Raw genomic sequence first — 25,034 nt, forward strand, 5'->3', positions numbered from 1 at the left:
GCAATAATTATCACTGCGGCGTTGCGGCTCGTGCGTCCTGACCGTCGCCTTCGGGGGCGGCGATAATGTCGCGGGTGGTCGCGCCCTTGTCGACCACTTCGGTGCCTGGATCGCCAGCGGTCGAGCGGATGCCCGCCGCCGCATTGGCGCGACCGGCAGCGTTCAGCGTCGACGTTTCGGTCGCGCTGCGCTGCGCCGGGCCTCCGAACATGGCTTCCATCGCCGCCTTGCTCGAATCGACCGCATTGGACGAAGGCGAGCCGGGCGCGGGCGGCACCAGCGCGAAGTCTGGCGGGATCACCAGCGGCGCCTGACGCGACACCGCAAATTCATCGGGACGTTCGCGGTTGAACAGCCCGCCGCCGCCGCCACAGGCCGACAGGGTGGTGAGCAGACCGGCGGCAAGGATCAGTTTAAGCTTCACTTCAAAGTCTCCGTATTTGCGCCCTTGTCGCGCAGCAGCAACGCCCGCGCAAGCAGGATCAGCACGCCGATGGTGATCGCTGCGTCAGCCAGGTTGAAAATCAGGAAGGGCCGCCAGTCGCCAAAATGCAGGTCCGCATAATCAACGACATAGCCCAGCCTTATCCGGTCGACGATATTGCCGATGGCGCCGCCCAGAACCAGCCCCAGCGCCGCGACATCCTGCCGCGCCTTTTCGCGCCACATCCACACGCCCACAAATCCGGCGATCAATATGGTCATGCCCACCAGCCCCCAGCGCATCAGGTCGGTGTCGGCGTGGAAGAAGCCCATCGACACGCCGCGATTTTCCAGCCAGCGCAGGCGGAAGATCGGCAATATCTCGATCCCCAGATCCGCCCGGCTCTTGAGCGCCAGCGGATAGGTGACGGCATATTTGATGAGCTGGTCGAGCGCCAGCGTCACGATCGCGACGGTCAGGCCCAGCGGGCGGTGGTTGATAGGATTAGTCATCGATCAAACCCAGCGACTGGAAAAAACGTGCTCCCGCGAAGGCGGGAGCCCAGCTCGGACGGCACGACTAGGCTCCCGCCTTCGCGGGAGCACGTTGTTCCATGCCTATTCATGGCGCAACAACCGCGTCACACCGGCCGCACAGCGCGCCATCCTCGGTGACTTCGGGCAGCAAGCGCCAGCAACGGCCGCATTTGTGCCATTCGCTGGGACGGACGCTGATGCCGTCGCCCTCGCCCATCGTCACCCGCGCGACGATCGCCACTTCGGCGAAATCGACGTCGCCCACGGCCAGCACCTGCCCCATGGTGACATCGGCCTCCAGGCTGGAACGCACGATCTTCTCGCGCCGCAACGGCTCGATCGCCTCGTTCACCTGTTCGCGCTGGCTGCGCAACTCCGTCCATTTCTCATCCAGATGCGCATTGATCCAGTGATGGTCGATCTCCGGCCATTCCAGAAAATGCACGCTTTCCTCGTCACTTGGGAAGCGGCTTTGCCATACTTCCTCCGCGGTGAAGGGGATGATCGGCGCGGCATAGCGGACCAGCGCGTGGAACAGCGTATCCAGCAATGCGCGATAGGCGCGGCGCTTGGGGTCCGATGGCGCGTCGCAATAGAGGCAGTCCTTGCGAATGTCGAAGAAGAAGGCCGACAGGTCGCTATTGGCGAAATCGAACAGCGCGCGGGTATAGCGGCTGAATTCCAGCCAATTCTCGCTGTCCGCCGCCTTGTCGACAACGCTGCGCAATTCCGCGTCCAGCGTCGCCAGCCGGTGGAGCATATAGCGCTCCAGTTCCGGCATTTCGGCGTAGGACACGGCTTCGGCCTCTTCATCATAATCGGAAAGAGCGCCCAGCATGTACCGGAAAGTATTGCGCAATTTGCGATAGGCGTCGGACGATCCGGCCAGCACTTCCTTGCCGATCCGCACATCGTCGAAATAGTCGGTGCTCGCGACCCATACGCGCAATATGTCCGCGCCGCTTTCGCCCATGATCTTGAGCGGATCGACCACATTGCCAAGGCTCTTGGACATTTTGCGCCCGGTCCCGTCGAGCGCGAAGCCATGGGTCAGCACTGCCTTGTACGGTGCCTGTCCGCGCGTGCCGCAGCTTTCGAGCAGCGATGACTGGAACCAGCCGCGATGCTGGTCCGATCCTTCGATATACAGGTCGGCGCGCGCGCCCTCGCCATAGCGGGCCTCCACCACGAAACTATGGGTCGACCCGGAATCAAACCACACGTCGAGAATGTCGGTGATGACCTCATAGTCGGCCAGATCATGATCCGGCCCCAGCAGCGCCTGATGATCCGCCCCGAACCAGGCATCCGCGCCGCCCGCCTTGAACGCTTCGACGATGCGGGCATTGACCGCCGGATCAACCAGATACTGCCCACTCTTGCGATGCACATAGAGCGCGATCGGCACGCCCCAGGCGCGCTGGCGGCTGATCACCCAGTCAGGACGCCCTTCGACCATGGACCGGATACGGTTGGTCGACCGCTCCGGCACCCAGCGGGTATTCTGGATCGCATCGAGCGCCACGCCGCGCAGCGTCGGCCCGTTGGTCGGCAGCGCCGTCGCCAGCGCGCCGGTAACCGGCTCCAGCGGCGGTAGCGGATAGTCCATCACCTGCCCGCTCGGCTTGTCCATCGGAATGAACCATTGCGGCGTGCAGCGATAGATGATCCGCGCCTTCGACCGCCAGCTATGGGGATAGCTATGCCTGAACTCGCTGGCCGACAGCAGCGCGCCAGCCGCGCGCAGGTCAGTGCAGATCGGGCCGTCCGCACCGTTGAACTTGGTGTTGATGACGCTGCCCTGCCCCGGCAACCACGCCCAATCGTCGCGATAGAAACCCGCATCATTGACCGCAAACACTGGGTCGATGCCCAGCTTCTTGCAGGCGATGAAATCCTCCTCGCCATGATCGGGGGACATATGGACGAGACCGGTGCCTGCGTCGGTGGTGACATGATCGGCGGGCAGGAAGGGACGCGGACGGGCGAAGAAGCCGCCCAGCGCGTGCATGGGGTGACGGGCGACGGCTTTCGAAAGTTGATTACCAAAAATCTGGCGATCAGCGACATTCCCGATGCTCGCAACTGCATCGGCACCAGCCAAAGTGCCAGTTTTGAAACTCAACCCAGTACGTGCCAGAAACTGATCGACCAACTCGAACGCTACGACATATCGTTTGTCATCGCTCGCTTCGAAGTGGAGATATGTGATCCCCTCCCCAAACGCGATCGCCTGGTTCACCGGGATCGTCCAGGGCGTCGTCGTCCAGATCACCGCATGCGCGCCAACCAGTTCCGGCGCATTGGGCGCTTCCACAATCTCGAACGCCACGTCGATCTGCGTCGACACGACATCCTCATATTCCACCTCAGCCTCGGCCAGCGCGGTCTTTTCGACCGGCGACCACATCACCGGCTTGGCCCCGCGATACAGCTGGCCGCTTTCCGCGAATTTCAGCAACTCGCCCACGATGGTCGCTTCGGCGTCGAACTTCATGGTCAGGTACGGATCGGCCCAGTCGCCCATCACGCCCAGACGCTTGAACTGCTCCTTCTGCACGCCCACCCATTTGTCGGCATAGGCGCGGCACTGGGCGCGGAACTCGGCGGCGGGCACCTCGTCCTTGTTCAGCTTCTTCTTGCGATACTCCTCCTCGATCTTCCATTCGATCGGCAGGCCATGGCAGTCCCAGCCGGGCACATAGGGCGCATCCTTGCCCAGCAGCGATTGGCTGCGGACGATGATGTCCTTGAGCACCTTGTTCATCGCATGGCCCATATGGATGTCGCCATTCGCGTAGGGCGGCCCGTCATGCAGGATGAAGCGTTCGCGCCCCTTGCGCCGCTCGCGCAGCCGGTCATACAGACCCATTGCCTCCCACTTGGCCGCGATCGCGGGTTCCTTCTGCGCCAGGCCGGCCTTCATCGGAAAGTCGGTGACGGGCAGGAAAACGGTGGACTTATAGTCAGGTGCGTCGGTCATAATGGGTCCGGTATCTGCTAATGACCGTTCGCCCTGAGCGACGTCGAAGGGCTCGACCGACCGATAGGGAGGTCACTTCGCTCCGCTCAGTAGAAGGCTTCGACTTCGCTCAGCCCGAACGGGTGAGAAAACAAGCCGCCATTAAGCGACGTAAGGCGTTCCCGCAAGGATTTGCCGTGCAGCCTCGCAGTCCAGCGCGATCTGCGCCATCAGCGCGTCCAGCCCGTCATATTTCGCCTCCGGCCGCAGGAACGCGATCAGTTGCACGGCAATGCACTGGCCATACAGGCTTTCGGCAAAATCGAAGAAATGCGGTTCCAGCAATTCCTTGGGCGGGTCGAAGGTCGGGCGGATGCCCAGATTCGCCGCCCCGTCCAGCACGCGCCCGTCCGGCAACATCCCGCGCACCGCATAAATGCCATAGGCCGGGCGCAAATAGCTGCCCATATCGACATTGGCGGTGGGAAAGCCGATCGTCCGCCCCAGCTTGTCGCCATGCTGCACCTCCCCCTCGATCGCGAAGGGCCGGGTCAGCAGCCGGGTCGCGGTGGCGCAATCGCCCGCCTGCAACGCCGCGCGGATGCGGCTGGAGGAAATCACCGCCCCGTCCGCATCGGTCACCGGCGCAACCGCCTGCGCCCACATGCCCCATGGCGCGCCCAGTTCGGACAAGAGCGCCACGGAACCGGCACGCCCCTTGCCAAAGGTGAAATCCTGCCCCGTGACGACCCCCGCAATGCCCATATCGGCGGCCAGCAGGCGCACGAAAGCCTGCGGCCCAAGCGCGGCCAGTTGGGGGGTAAAGGCGAACACCATCATCGCGTCCGCCCCGGCGCCGGCGAACAGGGCCGCCCGCTGGTCCAGCGTCGTCAGGCGAAAATGGGGCGTGTCGGGCCGGAACAACCGCATCGGATGCGGATCGAAGGTCGCGACGATGACCGGACGCCCCTCGGCGCGGGCGCGGTCTATCGCATGGCCGACCACGGCCTGATGCCCGGCGTGAAACCCGTCAAAATTGCCCAGCGCCATGATGGCCCCGCGCAAATGCGCCGGGACCGGGGCGCCGCTAGTCAGCCGCTCCATGGCGCGGCCTATAGGGGGGCGCACAGGGCGTGGCAATGCGGCATCAGGCTCGCCGCAGGGTCACGAAGCTGTAGCCGGGCCGTCCGTCCAGCGCGCCATGGTCCTCGCGCGCCACTTCCACCCAGTCCGCCGGATAGGGATAGGCGATGCTGGCATCCCCCACCGCGTCCAGATGCACTTCGGTCAGCTCGATTCGATGGGCGACGTCCAGAAACAGTCGATACACTTCCGCCCCGCCAATCACCATCACGCCCGGCGCATTGGCCAGCGCAAGCGCGCCCGCGACATCATGCGCAACCTCCGCCCCTGCCCCGCTCCATGTCCGGTCGCGAGTCAGGACGATATGGCGACGCCCCGGCAGCAGTCCCGGCAGGCTGTCGAACGTCTTGCGCCCCATGATCATCGGATGGCCCAGCGTCAGCGCCTTGAACCGCTTGAGGTCCGCCGGCAGCCGCCAGGGCAGATCGCCATCCCGCCCGATCACGCCATTGTCGGCGCGGGCCAGGATCAGCACGATCTCGCTCACAGCACCAGCCGCGTGACATGCCCCATCTTGCGCCCCGGCCGCGCTTCATGCTTGCCATATAGGTGCAGATGGTTGGCCGGATCGGACAGGATCGCCTGCCAGTCATGCGCCGCCTCGCCGATCAGGTTGCGCATCTCCACCCGGCGCGCCGCCAGCGCGGTGTCGCCCAGCGGCAGCCCGCAAATCGCGCGGACATGATTTTCAAACTGGCTCGTCACCGCACCCTCGATCGTGCCATGCCCGCTATTATGGACGCGCGGCGCCATTTCGTTGAACACCGGACCATCGGCACTGGCGAAAAATTCGCAGGTCAAAACGCCGACATAGTCCAGCGCATCGGCAATTTTCCGCGCCAGCGCGCGGGCGGCAGGCACCTGCCCCTCGATCAGCGGCCCAGCGGGCGTGGTCGACATGTCGAGGATACCGTCGACATGGACATTGGCCGAACTGTCCCAGAAGCGCACCTCACCGTCCGCCCCGCGCACCAATATGACCGAAAATTCCTCGGCAAAAGTCACGAATCCTTCCAGTATCGCGCTCTGCCGGCCGATCGCATTCCATGCACCGACCGCATCGCCCGGCTCATTGATCCGCGCCTGTCCCTTGCCGTCATAACCCATGCGATTGGTTTTCAGGATGGCGCGGCTGCCGACCTGCGCGATCGCCGCCTCCAGATCGTCCAGATCCTCGACCGGCGCAAAGGGCGCGGTCAGCCCGCCCAGATCACACACGAACCGCTTTTCCGCCAGCCGGTCCTGCGCCACCCGCAACGCCTGCGCACCCGGACGCACCAGCCCATGGCTGGCCAGCACCTCGATCGCTGCCGGGTCGATATTCTCAAACTCATAGGTGACGACATCGACGCCATCGGCAAAGGCCGCCAGCGCCGCAGCGTCCTCATAATTGCCCCGCGTCCAGCGCGGCGACACGTCGGCGGCGGGGCCGCTCTCCTCCGGCGCGTAGATGGCGGTGCAATAGCCCAGCTGCGCGGCGGCGATGGCAATCATCCGCCCCAGCTGGCCGCCGCCTAGTATGCCGATGGTCGAACCGGGCGCGATGGTCGTCATGGGGCCGCTTAGTCCTCCACCGTTTCGGCGACCGCATCGGTCTGCTTCGTGCGCCAGGCGTCCAGTCGCCCGGCCAGTTCAGGATCATTGGTCGCCAGGATCGCGGCGGCCAGCAGCCCGGCATTGATCGCGCCCGGCTTGCCGATCGCCAGCGTCGCCACGGGAATGCCGCCGGGCATCTGGACGATCGACAGCAGCGAATCCATGCCCTTCAGCGCCTTCGATTCGACCGGCACGCCCAGCACCGGCAGGCGCGTCATCGACGCGCACATGCCCGGCAGATGCGCCGCCCCGCCCGCGCCCGCGATGATGACCTTCAGGCCGCGGCTCACCGCGCTCGTCGCATAATCATACAACCGCTGCGGGGTGCGGTGCGCCGACACCACCTTGCATTCATGGGGCACGCCCAGCGCGTCCAGCGTTTCGGCGGCATGGCGCATCGTGTCCCAGTCGGACCGCGACCCCATGATGATGCCGACCTCGATTGCCCCGCTCATGCCCGTGCTTCCCCTCATGGCGCGGCCTTCACGGTGCCGCCCGGAAAGCAAAGCCCCTTAGCGACCGGGTCGCCGGGGGGCAATGTCGTATTTCCTCCCCGAACCCGGCGTGCTCCCGCGCAGGCGGGAGCCTAGTCCCGCCGTTTCAACTGGGCTCCCGCCTGCGCGGGAGCACACAGCCCTTACCGTTCCGACAGATAATAGCGCTCGATCGCGCTCAGATCGTCGGCCAGTTCGTAAACGATCGGCTGGCCGGTCGGAATTTCCAGTTCGGTGATCTCGTCGTCGGGAATGTTCGACAGATGCTTGACCAGCGCGCGCAGCGAATTGCCATGGGCGGAAATCAGCACCCGCTTGCCTGCCTTCAGGTCGGGCGCGATGCGGCTTTCCCAATAGGGCAGCACGCGCGCGATCGTGTCCTTCAGGCTCTCGGTCGATGGAATGGCGATGCCCGCATAGCGGCGGTCCTTGCTCAGGTCGAACTCGCTGCCCGCCTCCAGCACCGGCGGCGGAATGTCGAAGCTGCGGCGCCAGATCTTGACCTGCGCGTCACCATGCTTGGCCGCCGTCTCCGCCTTGTCCAGGCCGGTCAGCCCGCCATAGTGACGCTCGTTCAAGCGCCAGTCCTTCTCCACCGGCAGCCACAGCCGCCCCATTTCCTCCAGCGCCAGGTTCAGCGTCTTGATCGCGCGGGTCTGGAGCGAGGTGTAGCATTGGTCGAAATCCAGCCCCTTGGCCTTCATCAACTGTCCCGCCGCCCGCGCTTCGCCCACGCCCTTCTCGGTCACGTCCACGTCCCACCATCCGGTGAAGCGGTTTTCCAGATTCCATGACGACTGGCCATGACGGATAAGGACGAGTGTGGGCATCGGGCACGTCTCCTGCACAAGAGCGGACAATATGAGTTCCCATCACGGAACGGCGGCATAATTCTCCAACCCCTCCTCCGTTCGGGCTGAGCTTGTCGAAGCCTTGTCCTTCTCTTGAAGAAGGGCGGCCCTTCGACAGGCTCTGGGCGAACGGGGGAGGGTAGGCCGTGATTATGCAACGATCCCCATAGCGGCCAAAATCGACCGCGCAAGCTTGTCCAGCCCGCCTGTACCCCCACATTGCAGTCGACAGGGCGATGGGCTAGCCATGGCAGATCGGGCAGAAGGAACACCCACTTGGCATTTGTGAAGGGCGCGTGGCGCATATTGGTCGCGATCAAGGACGGACTGGTCCTGCTGTTCCTCCTCCTCTTCTTCGGCGCGCTCTACGCCGCTCTCTCCTTCTCGCCAAAACCCGTCGCCGGCATCAGCGCGGGCGCGCTGCTGCTCGACCTCAACGGCACCATCGTCGAACAGCCAGCGGAGGTTGATCCTTTCGCGCTGCTGTCGGGGTCCGGCCCGCAGATGAAGGAATATCGCCTGTCCGACATCGTCACCGCGCTCGATGCGGCCAGAACGGATGGCAAGGTCAAGGCGGTGGTCCTGAACCTGGATGGCTTCATGGGCGGCGGTCAGGTCGCCATCGCCCGCGTCGGCCAGGCGCTCGATGCCCTGCGCGCCGCGAAAAAGCCGGTGCTGGCCTATGCCACCCTCTATACCGACGACAGCTATCTGTTGGCCGCCCATGCCAGCGAAGCGTGGAGCGATCCGCTGGGCGGCGTCGCGATCATGGGCCGGGGCGGATCGGGCCTCTATTATAAGGGGTTGATCGACAAGCTGGGCGTCAACACCCATGTCTATCGCGTCGGCACCTACAAGAGCTTCGTCGAACCCTTTATCCGGGCCGATCAGTCCCCCGAAGCCAAGCAGGCCAATCAGGCGCTGGCCGACGCGCTGTGGCAAAACTGGCGCGATGATGTCGCCAGGGCGCGGCCAAAGGCGAAGATTGCCGCTTATGCCGCCGACCCGGTCGCCGCCGCCCGCGCCGCCAACGGCAATATGGCGCAGGCCGCCCTGTCGGCTGGCCTGATCGACAAGCTGGGCGACGCCACCGCCTTTGGCACGCGCGTCGCGGAGATTGCGGGCGACGCCTCCGATGCGAAGGCGGGCGGTTTCGCCACGATCGACCTTGCCGCCTATGTCAAGGCGCGCATGCCCGCCAATGACGGCCAGATCGGCGTGCTGACGATCGCGGGCGACATCGTCGATGGCGAAGCCGGTCCCGGCACCGCGGCGGGCGATACCATCTCCGACCTGCTGCTGACTGCGCTCAATGAAAAGGATCTGAAAGCCCTCGTCGTCCGCGTCGATTCGCCCGGTGGATCGGTCATGGCCTCGGAAAAGATCCGCTCCGCCATTCTTCAGGCCAAGGCGGACGGACTTCCCGTCATCGTCTCCATGGGCAATGTCGCGGCCAGCGGCGGCTATTGGGTCTCCACCCCCGCCGACATGATCTTTGCAGAGCCGGACACCATCACCGGCTCGATCGGCGTGTTCGGTATCCTCCCCAGCTTTGAAGGCACACTCGCCAAGATCGGCGTCACCACCGACGGCGTCGCCACCACGCCCCTGTCGGGCCAGCCCGACCTTGCCGGCGGCACCTCCCCGCAATTCGACGCGATCATGCAGATGGGGGTCGAGGATATCTATCGCCGCTTCGTCGGCATCGTCGCCCAATCGCGCCGCAAGACCCCGGCGCAGATCGACGCCATCGCGCAGGGCCGCGTCTGGGACGGCGGCACCGCGCGGCAAATCGGGCTGGTCGACCGTTTCGGCGGGCTGGAGGACGCCATCGCCGAAGCCGCCCGCCGCGCCAAGATCGACCCCAAAACCGCCCGCGCCTACCGCATCGAAAAAGCGCCCGACAAATGGGCCGCGTGGATCGAGGCGATGGCGCAGCGCGACACCGACGATGCAGGCGCACCGCGCGACATGCTGGCCCGGCAAGCCATGGTCCAGCGCAACTGGGCGATGCAGGCGGTGGCCGACGTCAAGGCACTGGTCACCGGCGCAGGCGTCCGTGCCGACTGCCTGGAATGCCGCAGCTACGGCGCGCCGAAACCGCAAAGCGCAGCGGACCAGCGCGGCATGATGGCGCTCATCGCGGGGTTGTGGCGCTAATCCCCTTCTCCCCTTGCGGCGCATTCCCTCCTCCGTTCGCCCTGAGCTTGTCGAAGGGCTTTACTTCTTGAGCAGAAGGACGAGGCTTCGACAGGCTCAGCCCGAACGGGGTGAGGTCAGAGGGCATGTAAATCTCGTCAAGAGAAGGACGATAATCACCCCTCATCCCGATAGACCGGCAACCCCAGCCCGCGCCATATCGCCAGCGCGCGCAAGCCAAAGCCGGTCAGCGCCGCGATGACGCCCGCGACCGGCACGTCCAGCCCCAGCATCCGCAACCCCACGAACAGCCCCGCCGCTACTGCCGCCGCCGTCACATAAAGTTCGGGCCGCAACAGGATCGACGGTTCCCCCGCCAGCAGATCGCGCATGATCCCGCCGACGCAGCCGGTCACCACGCCCATCATCCCGGCAACAAAGGGCGGCACGCCGAAACTCATCGCCTTGGCCGCGCCGAACACCGCAAAGGCCGCCAGCCCGATCGCATCCAGCCAGTCGAGCGCCCGCTCGCTCCAGAAGCGGCGCGGCGTACACCACACGATCACCGCCGCGCACATGCAGGTGATGGCGGGCGCGGCATCCACGACCCAGAATACCGGCGCCCCGATCAGCAGATCGCGCAACGTGCCGCCGCCCACCCCGGTCACCAGCGCGAAAAAGGCGAAGGTCACCAAAGTCTGCCGCAACCGCGCCGCCGCCAGCGCGCCCGACGCGGCAAAAACGAAGGTGCCGACGATGCTGAGCGTTTCCAGCACCGGGCCGATCGATGTGGCGAGGAGGGGCGTGGACGGGAGCATGGCCATATACTTACATCCGTTACAATATTTCCGTGTTCCCGCGCAGGCGGGAACCCAGTTCGGACGGCGGGCCTGGGTTCCCGCCTGCGCGGGAACACGCGGCTCAACTATGCCATGCCCCCTATTTCCGCCCCTTTTCCCCCGCCAGCCGGCTCATCAATATCGCCGCGCGCTTGGCCTGGCGCTTCATGCTCGACAGGTCGGCCTGTTCTGCCGGGCTGTGATCGCCGGTCGACGTCACGCCCAGCCCCACCAGCCCGTCCGTATCCTGCGCGACGAAGCTGATGTCGCCCGCGCCGCGCTTCAGCGGATCGAGTTCGGGCATCTGCGCCAGCCCCAGATCGGCATTGACCCGGTTCAACCGCGCCAGCAGCGCGCGATTGCCCGCCGTGGGCGCCATCGACGGATAGCCCATGTCGAATGCAATGCGCGCCGATGTGCCGGGCAGATGCCCCGCCCCGACGATCGCCTCCATCTTCGCGCGCACCCGCGCCGTCTGCTCCTCGCTCAGCGTGCGGAAATCGCCCTTTGCCACCGCGATGGGCGGGATGATGTTGGTCTTGCCGGTCACCGCGATCCGCACGCCGTCCTTGTCCACCTCGGCGCTCTGCCCGCCGCCGATCAGCCCGACATTGAAGGTCAGATTGGGTTCCGGCAGGTCCTTGCGAAACGCGACGATGATCCGCGCCAGCTCGTAGATCGCGCCGTCGCCCGCGCTGGCGGAAAAAATTCCCGAACTATGCCCCGACTTTCCGCTCGCGGTCAGCGTCCAGCTGTTGGAGGATCGGCGCGCGATCGACCCCATATCCTTGCCGTCCTCCTGGGACAGCCCCTCGAAATCCAGCGCGACATCGGCGCGCTTGCCCGCAGCAATCAGGTCGGCCCGCGCGATGCTGATCGGATCGCCCGAATCCTCCTCGTCCCCGGTCAGCACGACCTCGATATTCGCAGCTTTGAGCGTGCCGGCCGCCTGCATCGCCTTCAATGCCAGCAGCATCGTGACGACCCCGCCCTTGTCGTCCGCCACGCCCGGCCCCCGCGCTAGATCACCCTTGCGCTCGAACTTTTGAAACGGCGAATCCGGCTCGAACACGGTATCGAGATGCCCGATCAGCAGCATCTTCGTGGTCCCGGCCCGTCCCTTACGCACCGCGATCAGATGCCCGGCCCGCTTGGCCGCATCCATCGGCTGCCATGTCACGACAAAGCCCAGTCTCTCGAACTCAGGCCGCAGCATGTCGGCCACCGCCTTCACCCCCGCCAGGTTCATCGAACCGCTATTCTGGTTCACCAGTTTTTCGAGCAGGCCGATCGCGGGTTCATAGCCCGCCTCAACGCTGGTGCTGATCGTGCGTTCGGCGGGCGACAGTGCCGCCCCGGCGGGTACCCCCACCATCAGCATCGCCCCCGCGATCAGGCCTGCCCGCATTCTCACTTGGCCAGTTCCGTCTCGATCGCCGCGACCAGCGCCGCGTCGTCAGGCGCGGTCGTCGGCGCAAAACGCGCCGCGACGCTGCCATCCTTGGCGATCAGGAATTTCTCGAAATTCCACAGCACTTCAGGCACCGGATTGGGGGTCATGCCATAGCCTTTCAGCTTCTCGCGAAACGCATCGCCCTCGCCCTGCGCTTCCGGCACGGCGCTGGTCAGCGCGGCATAGAGCGGATGCTTGTCTGGCCCGGTGACCACGATCTTCTCGAACATCGGGAAATCGACGCCGAAATTGGTGGTGCAAAATGTCGCGATCTCGTCGTTCGTCCCCGGCTCCTGCGCGCCGAAATCATTGGCGGGAAAGCCTGCGACCACCAGCCCCTTGTCCTTATAGTCGGCGTACAGCTTTTCCAGCCCTTCATATTGCGGCGTCAGCCCGCATTTGGACGCGACATTGACCGCCAGCACCACCTTGCCCGCATAATCGGCGAGCGATGCATCCGCGCCCTTGATGGTCTTGAGCGGGATCTGCTGAATGTCCGTCATCTCGTTGTCTCCTGTGAAATTTGCGTGGACCTTGCCACTATATCGCCGCCCCGAACAGATGCCCCGCGCCCGCCGTCACCGCCATCGCCAGCGCGCCCCAGAACAGGGTCCGGCCCATTGATCGCACCACCTGCGCCCCGCCCAACCGCGCGCCGACATAGCCCAGCAGCGCCAGGCACAGCAGGCTCAGGCAGACAATCGCCATGATCGCGCTGCCCGCGGGCGCGATCGCCGCGACCAGCACCGGCGGCGCAGCCCCCATGGCAAAGCTGCCCGCCGACGCCAGCGCCGCCTGCACCGGACGGGCCGTCGCAATATCGGAAATGCCCAGTTCGTCGCGGGCATGCGCGCCCAGCGCGTCGGCCTCCATCAACTGTCGCGCCACTTGCCCCGCCAGGTCGGGCGTCAGGCCACGCTCGACATAAATGTCGCGCAGTTCGGCCCATTCCTGTTCGGGTTGCACGGCCAATGCATGCCGTTCCTTGGCCAGGTCGGCGCGTTCGGTATCCGATTGCGCGCTGACGGACACATATTCCCCCGCCGCCATCGACATCGCCCCCGCGACCAGCGCGGCAACGCCGGTCAGCAGGATCGCCTGACCGTCCGCTCCCGACGCCGCGATCCCGGTCATCAGGCTGGCGGTGGACACGATCCCGTCATTGGCCCCCAGCACCGTCGCACGCAGCCAGCCGACCCGATTCACATAGTGAACGGCATGGTGCGACTGGTCGATTGCCGTGTCCATTGGTCAGCCCCCGTTACGATCCTGCTCCACCCTGCCGTTGGTTTGGCGCGAAGTCGAGTGTCCCATGATACGTGCTCCCGAGCAGGCGGGAGCCCAGTCCCACGCTATCGACTAGGCTCCCGCCTGCGCGGGAGCACGACAGCTTGCCCCGCCAAACCCTCGGCCTTCTCCGCCAGTTCCAGCCAGCGCATTTCCGCCGCCTCTTTCTCGGCCCGCGCCTTTTCGATCGCGCCGGTCAGCGCGTCGAACCGCTTGCGGTCGCGCGTATACAGCGCCGGGTCCGCCAGCATATCCTCGTCCCGCGCGATCGCCGCCTCCAGTTCCTCGACCCGCTTGGGCAACAGCTCCAGGTCGCGCTGGTCCTTGTAGCTCAGCTTTGCGGACACGGGCTTTGGCTGCGGAGGCGCGGCGGCGGCCTTCTTCTCGATCTTGACCGCCTTGCGCGGATCGCGCTTGGCGATCCAGTCGGCATAGCCGCCCACGATCACATCGACCTTGCCCGATCCGTCCAGCCCCAGCGTCACCGTCACCGTCCGGTCCAGAAAGTCGCGGTCATGGCTGACGATCAGCACCGTGCCGTCATAATCGGCAATCACTTCCTGCAACAGGTCGAGTGTTTCCAGATCCAGGTCGTTGGTCGGCTCGTCCAGCACCAGCAGGTTGGATTCGCGCGCAAATTCGCGCGCGAACAGCAGGCGCGAACGCTCCCCGCCCGACAGCGTGCCCACCTTCGCCTCGGCAAGGCTCGGATCGAACAGAAAGTCCTTGAGATAGCCATGGACATGCTTGCGCACGCCCCGCACATCGATCCAGTCGCCCCCCTCGGCCAGCACTTCGCGGACCGTCTTGTCGCCCTGCATCAGGCTGCGCTGCTGGTCGATGAAGATCATGTCCAGCGTCTTGGCCTGGCTCACCGTGCCGCTGTCGGGCTGCAATTCGCCGGTCAGCATCTTCAGCAAGGTCGTCTTGCCCGCGCCATTGCCCCCGACAATGCCGATCCGGTCGCCGCGCTGCACGCGCAGCGACAGATTGTCGATGATGACCCTTTCACCAGCTCCGTTCGTGTCGAGCGAAGTCGAGACACCGTCGCCCTGCCGCTTCTCGACTTCGCTCGAAGCGAACGGAGACCGGGGGAAACGCTTGGTGGCATGTTCGACCTTGATGACGCTCTTGGTCTTGCTGTCGTCGCTCGCCACCGCGATCTTGGCGACGCCCTGCGGCCCGTTCATCGCCGCGCGCGTCTCGCGCATTTCCCACAGCTTGGCCAGCCGCCCCTGGTTGCGCTTGCGCCGCGCGGTGACGCCCCGCTCCAGCCAGTGCGCCTCGATCTTCAGCTTGGCGTCCAGCTTCTCCGCCGCCCGCGCCTCTTCGGCATAGACCGCCTCCATCCACTGTTCGAAACCGCCAAAGCCGATCTCGTTGCGGCGCATCTGCCCCCGGTCCAGCCACAGCGTCTGGCGCGTCAGCCGCGTCAGGAAGGCACGGTCATGGCTGATGACGATGAAGCCGCCATTATAGCGCGCCAGCCAGTTTTCCAGCCAGTCGATCGCCGCAATGTCCAGATGGTTGGTCGGTTCGTCCAGCAACAGCAGGTCCGGTTCGCTCGCCAGCGCACGGGCGATCGCCGCCCGCCGCCGCTCGCCGCCGCTCGCCGTTTTCGCCTCGCGCGACAGGTCGATCCCCAACTGGTCGGCAATCGCCTCCACCTCATGGGCGGGCGGCGCAAATTCGCCCGCCAGCGCGAAATCATGCAGCGTCGCAAAGGCGCTGACGTCCGGGTCCTGTTCCAGCGTGATGATCCGCGCGCCCGGCTGCACCGACCGCACGCCCTCATCGGCCTCGATCTGACCGCCCAGCAGCTTGAGCAGGGTTGTCTTGCCCACGCCGTTGCGCCCGATCAGCGCCAGCCGGTCGCGCGCGCCGACGTGAATATCCATCCCGCGAAACAGCCAGTGGCTGCCCTGCGAAAGGCCAAGATTTTCGAACGAAAGAAGAGGTGCTGCCATGCCCGTGCAGCTAGTCGCAAGATCACGATGGAGCAAGCATATCCTCCCCGGCACGGGAAGTGAGACCGCCGCCAAGCGGTGGTGGAGGGGGCGTGCATCAAGGCGCGTCCCCTGCGTCACCGACACGGAAAGGACACGGAACCCCAACCTGTCTGACGGCTTTCAACGCATGTCAGCGTCCATTCATCGCAGCCGTCCCACCATTACGGCATCCAAACAGGAGTGTTCCCTTCATGAAATCCGCCCTCGCCATCATGGCGCTCGCCGCTTCGTCGCTCCCGATGGCCGCCATCGCCCAGACCAGCGTGACCCTTGCCGAAACCGCGCCGGTGGTCACCCTCAACGTCACCGAAAGCGTCGAGGGGTCGCCCGACATCGCCACCGTGGGCACCGGCGTCCAGACCCGCGCGCCTACCGCGCAGGCGGCTATGCAGGACAATGCCGCAAAGACGGAAAAGCTGATCGCCGCCCTCTCCCGCGCTGGCATCGCCAAGAAGGACATCCAGACCAGCGGCATCAACCTGTCGGCGCAATATGATTATAACCAGCGCGACGGCGAACCCGCCGGCCCGCGCTTCATCGGCTATGAAGCGTCCAACCAGCTCAGCGTCAAACTGCGCGACATCAGGAAGGTCGGCCCCCTGCTCGACGCCATGGTGGCCGCGGGCGCGACCAACATCAATGGCCCGACCTTCGCGATCGACAATCCCGCGCCGATGCTGGCGCAGGCGCGCGGCGCGGCACTCAAGAGCGCGAAGGCCCAGGCCGATTTCTATGCCCAGGCCGCTGGCTACCGCACCGCCCGCCTCCTCTCCATCGCCGAAAGCAACAGCGGCGGCCAGCCCCCCATGCCCATGCTGCAAAGCGCCCGTTTCAAGGCCGATGCCGCCGCCGCCACCCCGGTCGAACCCGGCCAGGTCAGCGCGTCGGTGACGCTCACGGTGCAATACGCACTGGAAAAGTAAAAACCTCAATCCTCCCCCGCCGGGGGAGGATGAAATAGCGCAAACACCTCATCCTCCCCCATTCACCACCTGTTCAATGCCTGTCGCCTATGCCATGCCCATGACAATGATGCGCAAAAGCCTGATCGCCGGAATCATCGCCATGGGGGCCGCAATCGCACTGGTCCCGGTCGCCGACGCTGGAGGACGCCGCGACGAGCAGGACGCCGCGCGCCGGGCCATGCTCGACGGGCAGGTCATGCCCTTTGCCATGATCAAGCGCCGCGTCGATTCGCAGATGAACGGGGCCAGCTATGTCGGCAGCGAATTCGACCCTTCCTCCAACCGCTACCGCCTGAAATATGTGAAGGACGGAAAGGTCATGTGGGTTGATGCGGACGGCCGGACAGGCAATATCATCGGCTGGGCGCGCTGACCGCGCCTGACACAGAAAAGAAACGGAACAGCCCATGCGTCTGCTGATCGTCGAGGATGAACCAAGTCTGGGCCAGCAGCTCAGGAACACGCTGGAGGGTGCTGGCTATGCCGTCGACCTCGCCACCGATGGCGAGGATGGGCATTTCCTCGGCTCCACCGAAAATTACGATGCGGTCGTGCTCGACCTGGGCCTGCCGACCATTGACGGCCTGACGGTGCTGGACCGCTGGCGCAAGGAAGGCCGCGCCTTTCCCGTGCTGGTGCTGACCGCGCGCGACAGCTGGTCGGACAAGGTGGCGGGACTGGACGCGGGCGCGGACGACTATCTCGCCAAACCCTTCCAGTCCGAAGAACTCATCGCCCGCCTGCGCGCGCTCATCCGCCGCGCATCGGGCAATGCGTCGAGCGAACTCACCGCAGGCGACGTCCGCCTCGACACCCGTTCAGGCAAGGTGACGCTCAGCGGCGATCCGGTAAAGCTCACCGCGCAGGAATATAAATTGCTCTCCTACCTGCTCCATCACAAGGGCAAGGTGGTCAGCCGCACCGAATTGATCGAACATATTTACGATCAGGATTTCGACCGCGATTCCAACACGATCGAAGTGTTCGTCACCCGCATCCGCAAGAAACTGGGCGCCGACGTCATCACCACCATCCGCGGCCTGGGCTACAGCCTGGACGAGCCGGGGCGCTGATACCAAACCCGACATCCGTTCGGGCTGAGCGAAGTCGAAGCCTTCACCTGAACGCAGTGGAGGCACTTCGCTCCGCTCAGTGGACCCCTTCGACTTCGCTCAGGGCGAACGGTAAAGTGGGATACGCATGACCGATCCCATCACCCCTCCCCCCGTCCGCTCCACCGGCTCCATCAGCCGCCGGATGATCGGCATTGCCGCGCTGTGGATCAGCGTGCTGCTGATCGGCGGCGGCGTGGCGCTGGACCGGGTGCTGTCGGACGCCATCACCCGCAATTTCGACGACGGCATGAATTATGTGCTGACGGCGATGATCGCCGCGTCGGAAATCGGCCCGGACGGCGAAGTCCTCTTCAACCGCGAACTGGCCGACCAGCGCTTCCTCGAACCCAATAGCGGCCTCTATTATCAGGTCAGCGCGAAGGGGCATGAGGATTGGCGCTCCCGCTCGCTCTGGGACCGCGCGATCAAGGTGCCCGCCGACCATCATGACCGCCGCCTCCACGTCTATGACAGCAAGCAATTCCCCGGCGAGGATTTGCGCATCATGGAACGCAGCGTGGTCCTGCCCGGATCGAACACGCGCTGGATGTTCATCGTGGCGCAGGCGCGCGCGGGCCTGAACGCCCAGATCCGCACGCTGCGCACCACGCTGGTGCAAAGCTTCGCGCTGCTCGCGCTTGGCCTGTTCGTGCTGGCGACGCTCCAGACCCTCTATGGCCTGCGCCCCCTGCGCAAGGTGCGGCTGGAAATCATCCGCATGCGCGATGGCCTCAAAAGCCGCGTCACCGAACCCATGCCCGCCGAAGTGCTGCCCATGGTGGAGGAACTCAACGCCCTGCTCGCCCACAATGAACGGCAGGCGGAAGAAGCGCGCACCCATGCGGGCAATCTTGCCCATGCGCTCAAGACCCCGCTGACCGTCATCATGAACGCGGCGACGGCCCAGTCGGCCGATCTCGGCGAAACCGTGATCCGCGAAGCCACGACGATGCGGCGGCAGGTCGATCATCACCTTGCCCGCGCCCGCGCCGTTGGTCGGCGGGGTGCCGCGCAAAGCCGCGCCGACGTCTGGGCCAGCCTCACCGCCGTCGAACGCGCCGTCGCCCGCCTCTATTCCCACGTCCGCGTCGACATGGACGGATCGAAGGACGCGGCCGTCCGCGTCGAGCGGCAGGATCTCGACGAAATGCTCGGCAACCTCGTCGAAAACGCCGCCAAATATGGTGGCGGCAGCGTGTTCGCCACCGTCCAGCGCGCGGGCGACATGGTCGAAATATTGGTCGAGGATGACGGCCACGGCATCCCGGCGCAAGAGCGCACCCGCATTTTCGACCGCGGCGTCCGCCTCGATTCCGGCAAGCCCGGCACCGGCCTTGGCCTCGCCATCGTCCGCGATGTGGCGGAAATCTACGGCGGCACCGTCACCCTCGAAGAAAGCGAGGATCTGGGCGGCCTCCTCGTGCGTCTAAGACTCCCCGCCGCCTAAAACCCCTTCTCCCCACGGGGGAGAAGGATACGAAGCCTTGGCCGCGAAGCGGCTTAGGCGAAGTTGGAAGAGGGGGGTGGGACGCCAACGTCACCCTTGCCATCCACCCCAGCCCCTGCGAAGCAATAGCATCGCACGCATCATCCACCCCGGCCAGAACAGGAACCCCATGCGGCGGCACCTCTACCTCATCGCCGGTTTCGCCTCGCTGGGCCTGGGCACCATCGGCGCCTTCCTGCCGCTGCTGCCCACCGTCCCCTTCATGATCCTCGCCGCCTTCTGCTTCGCCCGCTCCAGCCCCGCGCTGGAGGCCAGGCTGCTCGACCACAGGATTTTCGGCCCCCATATCCGCCGCTGGCGGGAACGCGGCGCAATCAGCCGCCGCGGCAAGAAAGCCGCGCTCGCCGCCTTCGCCTTCAGCGCCACCCTGGCCCTCTTCCTCTCCCCCTGGCCCTGGTACCTCCTCCCCCTCACCGCCGCCCTGATCGGCGGCACCTGGATCTGGACCCGCCCGGAAGCGTGAGGGGCATAGGTCAGCACCGAAGGCCGGACATCAATTCAACCGTCATGCCGGACCTGATCCGGCATCCAGGGCAGCTACACACCGCCCTGGATCCTGCCATCCGTCAGGATGACGACGGCACTGAACCCTTCTCCCCCACGGGAGAGAAGGATACAAAGCCTTACCGATCGCGATGAGGTTAGGCGAAGTTGGATGAAGGAAACCGGCACTGGCGGCGCACACTACCAAGAGGCCACCACACCCACCTTCGTCACCCACCGACCGGCGCAGGGTCCGCCATGACCCAAGAGGAGCGACAATAAATTCCTCCCCTGCAAGGGGAGGGGGACCACGAAGTGGTGGAGGGGTGTCACCCTATCGCGGGGGGACACCCCTCCGTCTGGCCTACGGCCATCCACCTCCCCTTATAGGGGAGGATGATCGGGAACGACTATTATTTGACGTTCCTAACCGCTCGCATTCGCCTTATGAGCGGTCATTCACTTCAATCCAGCGACTGCCAGCTTTTTCCCAAGCCTCCAAAAAAGTGACGTGGTCTTCGTCACTCAAAACTTCCCACCCGGCGGTTATGAGAAACTGCTTTGGTGCTATTTTTCCTGAGCTAATCGCGCGCGCTAGAAGGCGCGGCAGGAACATGTAGTGTTCGCCTTTGCCTCTCAGGTTGGAGAGCATCTGACCAATCTCGCCATCGCAAATCCGAAGAAATAGCGGTGTGTCCAGTTTGCGTATCACGCCATTTATCATGTGGTGACCGACATGAGATGCCGTTGAATCGTCTTGTAGCAATTCGGACAAGCCGGGGGCAGCACGGATATCACTTTCCAGCGCAGTAGATGCCGAGTGTAGGGCGATGTCCTCCGCCGATCGGACACCAAATCTATCAAGGCCATATGCTTTCATGCTTCACCTTCCGGTCATCATCTATCGCTTGGCAGCTTTCCCCTACTAAAAGGTTCAACGCAGACGGTCCTCAATCCACCCCAGCCCGCCATCCGCCCCAGCCGGCACCAGCCCCCACACCTGTCCTACACCCCCGCCACCTGCTACACTCGCGCCCGGCTCTTTCCCATCGTCGACCCCAGCACGCCCGCGCAAATCCCCCACGCGCGACATGGGCGAAGTTTGCGAAGTTCCGCGCCGCGCCCAACCACCGGCCCGCGTAACATTCTGCCCGCAGCACGCACGAAAATATCACGATCACCGGGAAATATGCGAAGTTAAGCCCCGCACATCCTATTTATCCGTCGCGCCCCACACATCCTGCGCCTTCACATAGCCCCGCTGGCCCTTCACATCGAAGCTGCACCAGCCGCCCGAACAGTCGGACAGGCGCCCCACCACGCCCTTTTGCGCGCGAAACAGCGTCCGCGCGCCATCGCTGGCCGATTCGCGCATCGGCGCTTCGGCCGCGCGCACCACCCCAGTGGGCGTATCGCTCAGCAACCGGACATGCATCCACCCTTGCGCGCCGTCCGGGTCCTCGACCTTGCGCCACAGGCCCAGCACCTGCACCACCTTCACCGGCAGGTCGCGGCGGCGGTAGATCCAGTTGGACGGGTAATCCAGGCTCGGCCCGACCCGCATCCGCGCCTCCGGCTGCGAAATCGAGGCCCAGTACGGCACAGGCTTGCCCGCCGCGATCGCTGCGCCGCCTGCTGCGCCCAGCGCCATGACCACGCCCGCGCCCAGCAAAATGCGCTTCATGCCCGACCTGTTTTTCCTGTCACCCATGGCCTTCCCATAGCCGCTGCGCCGCCCCCGCGACAACTGCTGACTTGCCCGATCCACCATAAGCGCTTGACCGATGGCGCAGCCAGGCATAGCGGCCTTGGCATGGCCAAAAAACCGCGCCCCGCCAAGCCGCGCGTCATCGTCACGCGACGCCTGCCCCCCAATGTGGAGGCGCGCATGGCCGAACTGTTCGACGCCAGCTTCAATGTCGGTGATCAGCCGATGAGCCGCACCGAACTCGCCCGCGCCATGGCCCAGTGCGACGTGCTGGTGCCCTGCATCAGCGACCAGATCGACGCCACGCTGATCGCCGCCGCGCCGGACCGGCTGCAACTCCTGGCCAGCTTCGGCAGCGGCGTCGACCATATCGATCTCGCTGCCGCCCGCGCGAAGGGCATCATCGTCACCAATACGCCCGGCGTCCTGACCGAAGACACCGCCGATATGACGATGGCGCTGATCCTGTCGGTCCCCCGCCGCCTGGCCGAAGGGGAGAAGCTGGTGCGCAGTGGCGAGTGGCGCGGCTGGAGCCCGTCGGGGATGCTCGGCCACCGCATCGGCGGCAAGAAGCTGGGCATCATCGGCATGGGTCGCATCGGCCGCGCCGTCGCCCGCCGCGCCCGCGCCTTTGGCCTGACCATCGCCTATCACAACCGCCACCGCCTGCCGTTCGAGGTGGAGCAGGAACTGGAGGCGGAATGGGTCGGCGATGTCGACGGCCTGCTCGCCGCCTGCGACATCGTGTCGATCCACTGCCCGCTCAACGGCGACACGCGCGGGCTGATCGACGCACGGCGTATCGCACTGATGCGGCCCGACGCCTATCTCATCAACACCTCCCGCGCCGAAATCACCGACGAAGCGGCGCTCATCGCCGCGCTGGACGAAGGCCGGATCGCGGGCGCAGGGCTGGACGTCTACACCCACGAACCCGCCGTCGATCCCCGCCTCTTCGCCCTCTCCAATGTCGTGCTGCTGCCGCATATGGGGTCCGCTACCTTCGAAGGCCGCGACGCCACCGGCGCGCGCGTCATCGCCAACATCCGCAGCTGGGTCGATGGCCACCGCCCGCCCAACCAGGTGCTGGAAGGCTGGGTCTGACCACGGAACCGCTGGTCCCGCCGCTCGTTCGGAAAGTATCGCCTTTCCAACGTCAGGGACATATTACCATGTTGAAACTCGCCCTCATCTCGCTCGTCATCGCCGGTGTCCTCGCCATTCTGGGCTTTGGCGGGGCGGCTGGCACATTTGTCGGCATCGCCAAGATCCTGTTCTTCATCGCCCTCGCGGTCTTTGTTCTCTTCCTTGTCCTGGGCATGCTGGCTGGCAAGGGCATCAAGGACGCGATAGACTGAACCGATGGATATAGCTGGAGCAGAAACAGGTGCGGCTGTGGATGAAACGGGTCGATTGATCCGCGACGCCGCCGGCTTCCTGCTCCAGCGCGACCTGGGCGGCAGCTATCGGCTGGTGCTGCTGCGCGTCCCGGTCGATCTGGTCGAAAAGCGGGTCCGGGTCCGCGGCTACCACGCTGGCGACAACATCGTCGAAGCGGATGGCGTCGCCCCGGCCTGATCCACCCGCCTGATCCTCTTGCCAAACCGGCCGGGACGCGCGATCCCCTGTGCCATGCGCAAGATCATCGCCCTCCTCCTCGCCGTCGCCACGCCAGTTCTGGCCCACGCCCAAACGCCCCATGACGCCCTTGGCAAGGTCATGGACGACCATTGGGCCTGGTGGCTGTCGGTCCATCCGGTCGATGCCACCGCGCGCGGCGTGCGCGACTATGACGATCGCATCTACGACATTTCGCTGGCTGGCCGCGCCGCACAGATCAAGGCGGAACAGGCATTCGTCGCCCGGCTCGACGCGATCGCCGACAGCGGCCTTGACCCCGCCGACCGGGTCAACCGCGACGTGCTGCTGTGGATGCTGCGGGACGACATCGCCGGGGAAAGCCATCCCGCCGAACGGCTGATGCTGTTCACCACTTATTATGGCTGGCATCAGGGCTTTGCCAGCATGAGCGACGGCCTGCCCTTCTACAATCGCGCAGACTATGACAGCTATCTGAAGCGCCTTTCGCTCTACCCCCGGCAAAATGCCGACGCCCTTTCCATCACGCGGCAGGCGATCAAGGGCGGTTATGTCCAGCCCTGCTCGGTGCTGGGCCACTATGCCGCCAGCATCAGCGGCATCGTCGCGGGCAAGCCGCAGGACACGCGCTTCTACGAGCCCTTCACCCGCGCCAGGCCCCGCGACATCAGCGATGCGGACTGGGCCGCGATGCAGGCCCGCGCCACCGCCCTCATCCGCGATGTAGTCGCGCCCGAATATTCCAAATGGCACGATCTGTTCGTGAAGGACTATCTGCCCGCCTGCCGCAAGAGCGACAGCGCCTCCACCCTGCCCGGCGGCGCGGCATGGTATGCCAGCCGGGTTCGCGCCCATACGACGACCGACCTTACCCCCGACCAGATCCATGCCATCGGCCTGTCCGAAGTCGCCCGTATCCGCGCCCGCATGGATGACGTCGCGGCCAAGGCGGGCTATCCCAGCCGCGCCGCCTTCATCGCCCATCTGCGTACCGATCCGCGCTATTATGCCAAAACGGCGGAGGAACTGCTGCAAGTCGCCGCGCGGCAGGCCAAGACGATCGACGGCCTGCTGCCCCGCTATTTCGGCACGCTGCCGCGCCTGCCCTATGGCCTCAAACCCATTCCCGCCGCCGAAGCGGAAGGGACGACGACCGCCTATTACATGCCCGGCGCACCTGAAAGCGGCATCGCCGGCACCTATTATGTCAACACGTCAAAGCTGGACCAGCGCCCCTATTGGGAACTGCCCGCCCTCACCGCCCATGAAGCGGTGCCCGGCCATCACAACCAGATTGCGCTGCAACAGGAATTGCCGCTGCCGCCATTCCGCAAATATCTGGCCAGCTTCACTGCCTATGTCGAAGGCTGGGCGCTCTACAGCGAATATCTGGGCGAGGAGATGGGCCTCTACGACACGCCCGAAAAGATGATGGGCCGCCTGTCCTATGAAATGTGGCGCGCCTGCCGTCTGGTCGTCGACACCGGCATCCATGCCAAGGGGTGGGACAAGGCCCGCGCGGTCGCCTTCATGAAGGATAATAGCGCCCTGTCCGACGCCAATATCGACGCGGAGGTCAATCGCTATATCAGCTGGCCGGGACAGGCGCTGGGCTACAAGCTGGGCGAGATCAAGATCCGCGAATTGCGGGCCAGGGCAGAGGCCGCGCTGGGACCGAAATTTAACCTGCGCGCCTTCCACGACGCGGTACTGGCGCAAGGCGCGGTGCCGCTGACGGTGCTCGACAGCCAGATCGACGCCTGGATCGCCGCGCAAAAGGCACGCTAGTCGGCGCCTCCCCTTGTCCGAATTGGCAATTTTTGCTGCGCTGCGGCGACTTGCCAATACCCCTCCGTTCTACTACCGGGGGGGCCAACAGCTCCCCAGACCGGGCATAAGTCGGCAAGTGGCGCTGCGCGTCGAG

The 25,034-nt window shown here is 65.2% G+C and carries 25 protein-coding genes; 10 read left to right on the forward strand and 15 right to left on the reverse strand.

The features are described 5' to 3' along the window. Positions 1-10: 10 nt before the first annotated feature. The 8 genes from IWY39_RS05495 to gpmA all read right to left on the reverse strand — a co-directional run bounded on the left by IWY39_RS05495 (position 11) and on the right by gpmA (position 7,985). Positions 11-424, reverse strand: coding sequence for a DUF3035 domain-containing protein (locus tag IWY39_RS05495; RefSeq protein WP_017181351.1), 414 nt, complete (start codon positions 422-424; stop codon positions 11-13). Further along, a complete protein-coding gene (lspA, locus tag IWY39_RS05500; RefSeq protein WP_019051782.1) occupies positions 421-936 on the reverse strand; it encodes a signal peptidase II in 516 nt (171 codons plus the stop codon). Before lspA ends, IWY39_RS05495 begins: the two co-directional genes overlap by 4 nt. 109 nt (positions 937-1,045) lie before the next feature. Next, complete coding sequence (gene ileS / locus IWY39_RS05505) at positions 1,046-3,943, reverse strand: isoleucine--tRNA ligase (protein ID WP_107125182.1); 2,898 nt, start codon at positions 3,941-3,943, stop codon at positions 1,046-1,048. Positions 3,944-4,084: 141 nt separating this feature from the next. Continuing rightward, positions 4,085-5,026, reverse strand: coding sequence for a bifunctional riboflavin kinase/FAD synthetase (locus tag IWY39_RS05510; protein WP_107125181.1), 942 nt, complete (start codon positions 5,024-5,026; stop codon positions 4,085-4,087). 43 nt (positions 5,027-5,069) lie between these two features. Continuing rightward, positions 5,070-5,552, reverse strand: coding sequence for a dihydrofolate reductase (locus IWY39_RS05515; RefSeq protein WP_107125180.1), 483 nt, complete (start codon positions 5,550-5,552; stop codon positions 5,070-5,072). Continuing rightward, a complete protein-coding gene (locus IWY39_RS05520) occupies positions 5,549-6,619 on the reverse strand; it encodes a 5-(carboxyamino)imidazole ribonucleotide synthase (RefSeq protein ID WP_107125179.1) in 1,071 nt (356 codons plus the stop codon). The genes IWY39_RS05515 and IWY39_RS05520 overlap by 4 nt, the downstream gene beginning before the upstream one ends. A gap of 8 nt (positions 6,620-6,627) precedes the next feature. Beyond that, positions 6,628-7,116, reverse strand: a complete 489-nt coding sequence (gene purE, locus IWY39_RS05525) for a 5-(carboxyamino)imidazole ribonucleotide mutase (RefSeq protein WP_017183666.1) — start codon at positions 7,114-7,116, stop codon at positions 6,628-6,630. A gap of 182 nt (positions 7,117-7,298) precedes the next feature. Next, positions 7,299-7,985 carry a 2,3-diphosphoglycerate-dependent phosphoglycerate mutase gene (gene gpmA / locus IWY39_RS05530; protein ID WP_019051776.1) on the reverse strand — a complete coding sequence of 229 codons (687 nt, stop codon included), beginning with the start codon at positions 7,983-7,985 and terminating at the stop codon, positions 7,299-7,301. A 297-nt stretch (positions 7,986-8,282) separates the two neighbouring features. On the opposite strand from gpmA, the gene sppA reads away from it, so the two are divergent. After that, positions 8,283-10,166 carry a signal peptide peptidase SppA gene (gene sppA, locus IWY39_RS05535; protein WP_107125178.1) on the forward strand — a complete coding sequence of 628 codons (1,884 nt, stop codon included), beginning with the start codon at positions 8,283-8,285 and terminating at the stop codon, positions 10,164-10,166. Between the two features lie 155 nt (positions 10,167-10,321). On the opposite strand, the gene IWY39_RS05540 is transcribed toward sppA, so the two are convergent. From IWY39_RS05540 to IWY39_RS05560, 5 genes are all read right to left on the reverse strand, one after another. Continuing rightward, the gene (locus tag IWY39_RS05540) at positions 10,322-10,963 is read right to left on the reverse strand and encodes a trimeric intracellular cation channel family protein (RefSeq protein WP_107125273.1); all 642 of its coding nucleotides are present in this window, start codon (positions 10,961-10,963) and stop codon (positions 10,322-10,324) included. Positions 10,964-11,084: 121 nt separating this feature from the next. Continuing rightward, positions 11,085-12,392, reverse strand: a complete 1,308-nt coding sequence (locus IWY39_RS05545) for a M20/M25/M40 family metallo-hydrolase (protein WP_107125177.1) — start codon at positions 12,390-12,392, stop codon at positions 11,085-11,087. Positions 12,393-12,394: 2 nt separating this feature from the next. Then, positions 12,395-12,940, reverse strand: a complete 546-nt coding sequence (locus IWY39_RS05550) for a glutathione peroxidase (protein WP_107125176.1) — start codon at positions 12,938-12,940, stop codon at positions 12,395-12,397. Positions 12,941-12,977: 37 nt separating this feature from the next. After that, complete coding sequence (locus IWY39_RS05555; protein ID WP_107125175.1) at positions 12,978-13,685, reverse strand: VIT1/CCC1 transporter family protein; 708 nt, start codon at positions 13,683-13,685, stop codon at positions 12,978-12,980. A 104-nt stretch (positions 13,686-13,789) separates the two neighbouring features. Next, positions 13,790-15,691 carry an ABC-F family ATP-binding cassette domain-containing protein gene (locus tag IWY39_RS05560; RefSeq protein ID WP_107125174.1) on the reverse strand — a complete coding sequence of 634 codons (1,902 nt, stop codon included), beginning with the start codon at positions 15,689-15,691 and terminating at the stop codon, positions 13,790-13,792. A gap of 233 nt (positions 15,692-15,924) precedes the next feature. Here IWY39_RS05560 and IWY39_RS05565 point away from each other — a divergent pair, with 233 nt between their 5' ends. From IWY39_RS05565 to IWY39_RS05585, 5 genes are all read left to right on the forward strand, one after another. Beyond that, positions 15,925-16,656: an SIMPL domain-containing protein gene (locus IWY39_RS05565; protein ID WP_107125173.1), complete on the forward strand. Its 732-nt coding sequence runs from the start codon at positions 15,925-15,927 to the stop codon at positions 16,654-16,656. Between the two features lie 76 nt (positions 16,657-16,732). Beyond that, positions 16,733-17,071, forward strand: a complete 339-nt coding sequence (locus IWY39_RS05570; RefSeq protein WP_017182725.1) for a hypothetical protein — start codon at positions 16,733-16,735, stop codon at positions 17,069-17,071. Between the two features lie 34 nt (positions 17,072-17,105). Continuing rightward, the gene (locus IWY39_RS05575; RefSeq protein ID WP_006953141.1) at positions 17,106-17,771 is read left to right on the forward strand and encodes a response regulator transcription factor; all 666 of its coding nucleotides are present in this window, start codon (positions 17,106-17,108) and stop codon (positions 17,769-17,771) included. A 184-nt stretch (positions 17,772-17,955) separates the two neighbouring features. Then, positions 17,956-19,260 (forward strand): sensor histidine kinase, encoded by a 1,305-nt coding sequence (locus IWY39_RS05580; RefSeq protein ID WP_107125272.1) that lies wholly within the window; start codon positions 17,956-17,958, stop codon positions 19,258-19,260. A 169-nt stretch (positions 19,261-19,429) separates the two neighbouring features. Next, the gene (locus IWY39_RS05585; RefSeq protein ID WP_107125172.1) at positions 19,430-19,783 is read left to right on the forward strand and encodes a YbaN family protein; all 354 of its coding nucleotides are present in this window, start codon (positions 19,430-19,432) and stop codon (positions 19,781-19,783) included. Positions 19,784-20,248: 465 nt separating this feature from the next. Here IWY39_RS05585 and IWY39_RS05590 read toward each other — a convergent pair whose 3' ends face one another. Together IWY39_RS05590 and IWY39_RS05595 are read right to left on the reverse strand one after the other, a co-directional pair. Further along, positions 20,249-20,683, reverse strand: a complete 435-nt coding sequence (locus IWY39_RS05590) for a hypothetical protein (RefSeq protein WP_145169695.1) — start codon at positions 20,681-20,683, stop codon at positions 20,249-20,251. A gap of 333 nt (positions 20,684-21,016) precedes the next feature. Next, on the reverse strand, positions 21,017-21,514 hold the full coding sequence (locus IWY39_RS05595) for an SH3 domain-containing protein (RefSeq protein WP_107125271.1): 498 nt from the start codon (positions 21,512-21,514) through the stop codon (positions 21,017-21,019). A 102-nt stretch (positions 21,515-21,616) separates the two neighbouring features. Here IWY39_RS05595 and IWY39_RS05600 point away from each other — a divergent pair, with 102 nt between their 5' ends. The 4 genes from IWY39_RS05600 (at position 21,617) to IWY39_RS05615 (ending at position 24,898) form a co-directional block, all read left to right on the forward strand. Beyond that, positions 21,617-22,615, forward strand: coding sequence for a 2-hydroxyacid dehydrogenase (locus tag IWY39_RS05600; RefSeq protein WP_017184338.1), 999 nt, complete (start codon positions 21,617-21,619; stop codon positions 22,613-22,615). Between the two features lie 68 nt (positions 22,616-22,683). After that, positions 22,684-22,869 carry a DUF1328 domain-containing protein gene (locus tag IWY39_RS05605; RefSeq protein ID WP_017184339.1) on the forward strand — a complete coding sequence of 62 codons (186 nt, stop codon included), beginning with the start codon at positions 22,684-22,686 and terminating at the stop codon, positions 22,867-22,869. 4 nt (positions 22,870-22,873) lie between these two features. Beyond that, entirely contained in the window at positions 22,874-23,089 is a 216-nt protein-coding gene (locus tag IWY39_RS05610) for a DUF5818 domain-containing protein (RefSeq protein ID WP_107125170.1), read from the forward strand. A 54-nt stretch (positions 23,090-23,143) separates the two neighbouring features. Then, complete coding sequence (locus tag IWY39_RS05615; protein ID WP_107125169.1) at positions 23,144-24,898, forward strand: DUF885 domain-containing protein; 1,755 nt, start codon at positions 23,144-23,146, stop codon at positions 24,896-24,898. The last annotated feature ends 136 nt before the right edge of the window (positions 24,899-25,034 follow it).

This window comes from Sphingobium sp. JAI105, from assembly GCF_015752145.1.
In the GTDB taxonomy this organism is placed as follows: Bacteria; Pseudomonadota; Alphaproteobacteria; order Sphingomonadales; family Sphingomonadaceae; genus Sphingobium; species Sphingobium xenophagum.

Bases quoted from the DNA above. Each gene is read 5' to 3' on its own strand.
- lspA (WP_019051782.1), bottom strand. From the start codon at position 936: ATGACTAATCCTATCAACCACCGCCCGCTGGGCCTGACCGTCGCGATC.
- ileS (WP_107125182.1), bottom strand. From the start codon at position 3,943: ATGACCGACGCACCTGACTATAAGTCCACCGTTTTCCTGCCCGTCACC.
- IWY39_RS05510 (WP_107125181.1), bottom strand. From the start codon at position 5,026: ATGGAGCGGCTGACTAGCGGCGCCCCGGTCCCGGCGCATTTGCGCGGG.
- IWY39_RS05520 (WP_107125179.1), bottom strand. From the start codon at position 6,619: ATGACGACCATCGCGCCCGGTTCGACCATCGGCATACTAGGCGGCGGC.
- purE (WP_017183666.1), bottom strand. From the start codon at position 7,116: ATGAGCGGGGCAATCGAGGTCGGCATCATCATGGGGTCGCGGTCCGAC.
- gpmA (WP_019051776.1), bottom strand. From the start codon at position 7,985: ATGCCCACACTCGTCCTTATCCGTCATGGCCAGTCGTCATGGAATCTG.
- IWY39_RS05540 (WP_107125273.1), bottom strand. From the start codon at position 10,963: ATGCTCCCGTCCACGCCCCTCCTCGCCACATCGATCGGCCCGGTGCTG.
- IWY39_RS05545 (WP_107125177.1), bottom strand. From the start codon at position 12,392: ATGCGGGCAGGCCTGATCGCGGGGGCGATGCTGATGGTGGGGGTACCC.
- IWY39_RS05550 (WP_107125176.1), bottom strand. From the start codon at position 12,940: ATGACGGACATTCAGCAGATCCCGCTCAAGACCATCAAGGGCGCGGAT.
- IWY39_RS05555 (WP_107125175.1), bottom strand. From the start codon at position 13,685: ATGGACACGGCAATCGACCAGTCGCACCATGCCGTTCACTATGTGAAT.
- IWY39_RS05560 (WP_107125174.1), bottom strand. From the start codon at position 15,691: ATGGCAGCACCTCTTCTTTCGTTCGAAAATCTTGGCCTTTCGCAGGGC.
- IWY39_RS05565 (WP_107125173.1), top strand. From the start codon at position 15,925: ATGAAATCCGCCCTCGCCATCATGGCGCTCGCCGCTTCGTCGCTCCCG.
- IWY39_RS05570 (WP_017182725.1), top strand. From the start codon at position 16,733: ATGCCTGTCGCCTATGCCATGCCCATGACAATGATGCGCAAAAGCCTG.
- IWY39_RS05575 (WP_006953141.1), top strand. From the start codon at position 17,106: ATGCGTCTGCTGATCGTCGAGGATGAACCAAGTCTGGGCCAGCAGCTC.
- IWY39_RS05580 (WP_107125272.1), top strand. From the start codon at position 17,956: ATGATCGGCATTGCCGCGCTGTGGATCAGCGTGCTGCTGATCGGCGGC.
- IWY39_RS05585 (WP_107125172.1), top strand. From the start codon at position 19,430: ATGCGGCGGCACCTCTACCTCATCGCCGGTTTCGCCTCGCTGGGCCTG.
- IWY39_RS05590 (WP_145169695.1), bottom strand. From the start codon at position 20,683: ATGAAAGCATATGGCCTTGATAGATTTGGTGTCCGATCGGCGGAGGAC.
- IWY39_RS05595 (WP_107125271.1), bottom strand. From the start codon at position 21,514: ATGGGTGACAGGAAAAACAGGTCGGGCATGAAGCGCATTTTGCTGGGC.
- IWY39_RS05600 (WP_017184338.1), top strand. From the start codon at position 21,617: ATGGCCAAAAAACCGCGCCCCGCCAAGCCGCGCGTCATCGTCACGCGA.
- IWY39_RS05605 (WP_017184339.1), top strand. From the start codon at position 22,684: ATGTTGAAACTCGCCCTCATCTCGCTCGTCATCGCCGGTGTCCTCGCC.
- IWY39_RS05610 (WP_107125170.1), top strand. From the start codon at position 22,874: ATGGATATAGCTGGAGCAGAAACAGGTGCGGCTGTGGATGAAACGGGT.
- IWY39_RS05615 (WP_107125169.1), top strand. From the start codon at position 23,144: ATGCGCAAGATCATCGCCCTCCTCCTCGCCGTCGCCACGCCAGTTCTG.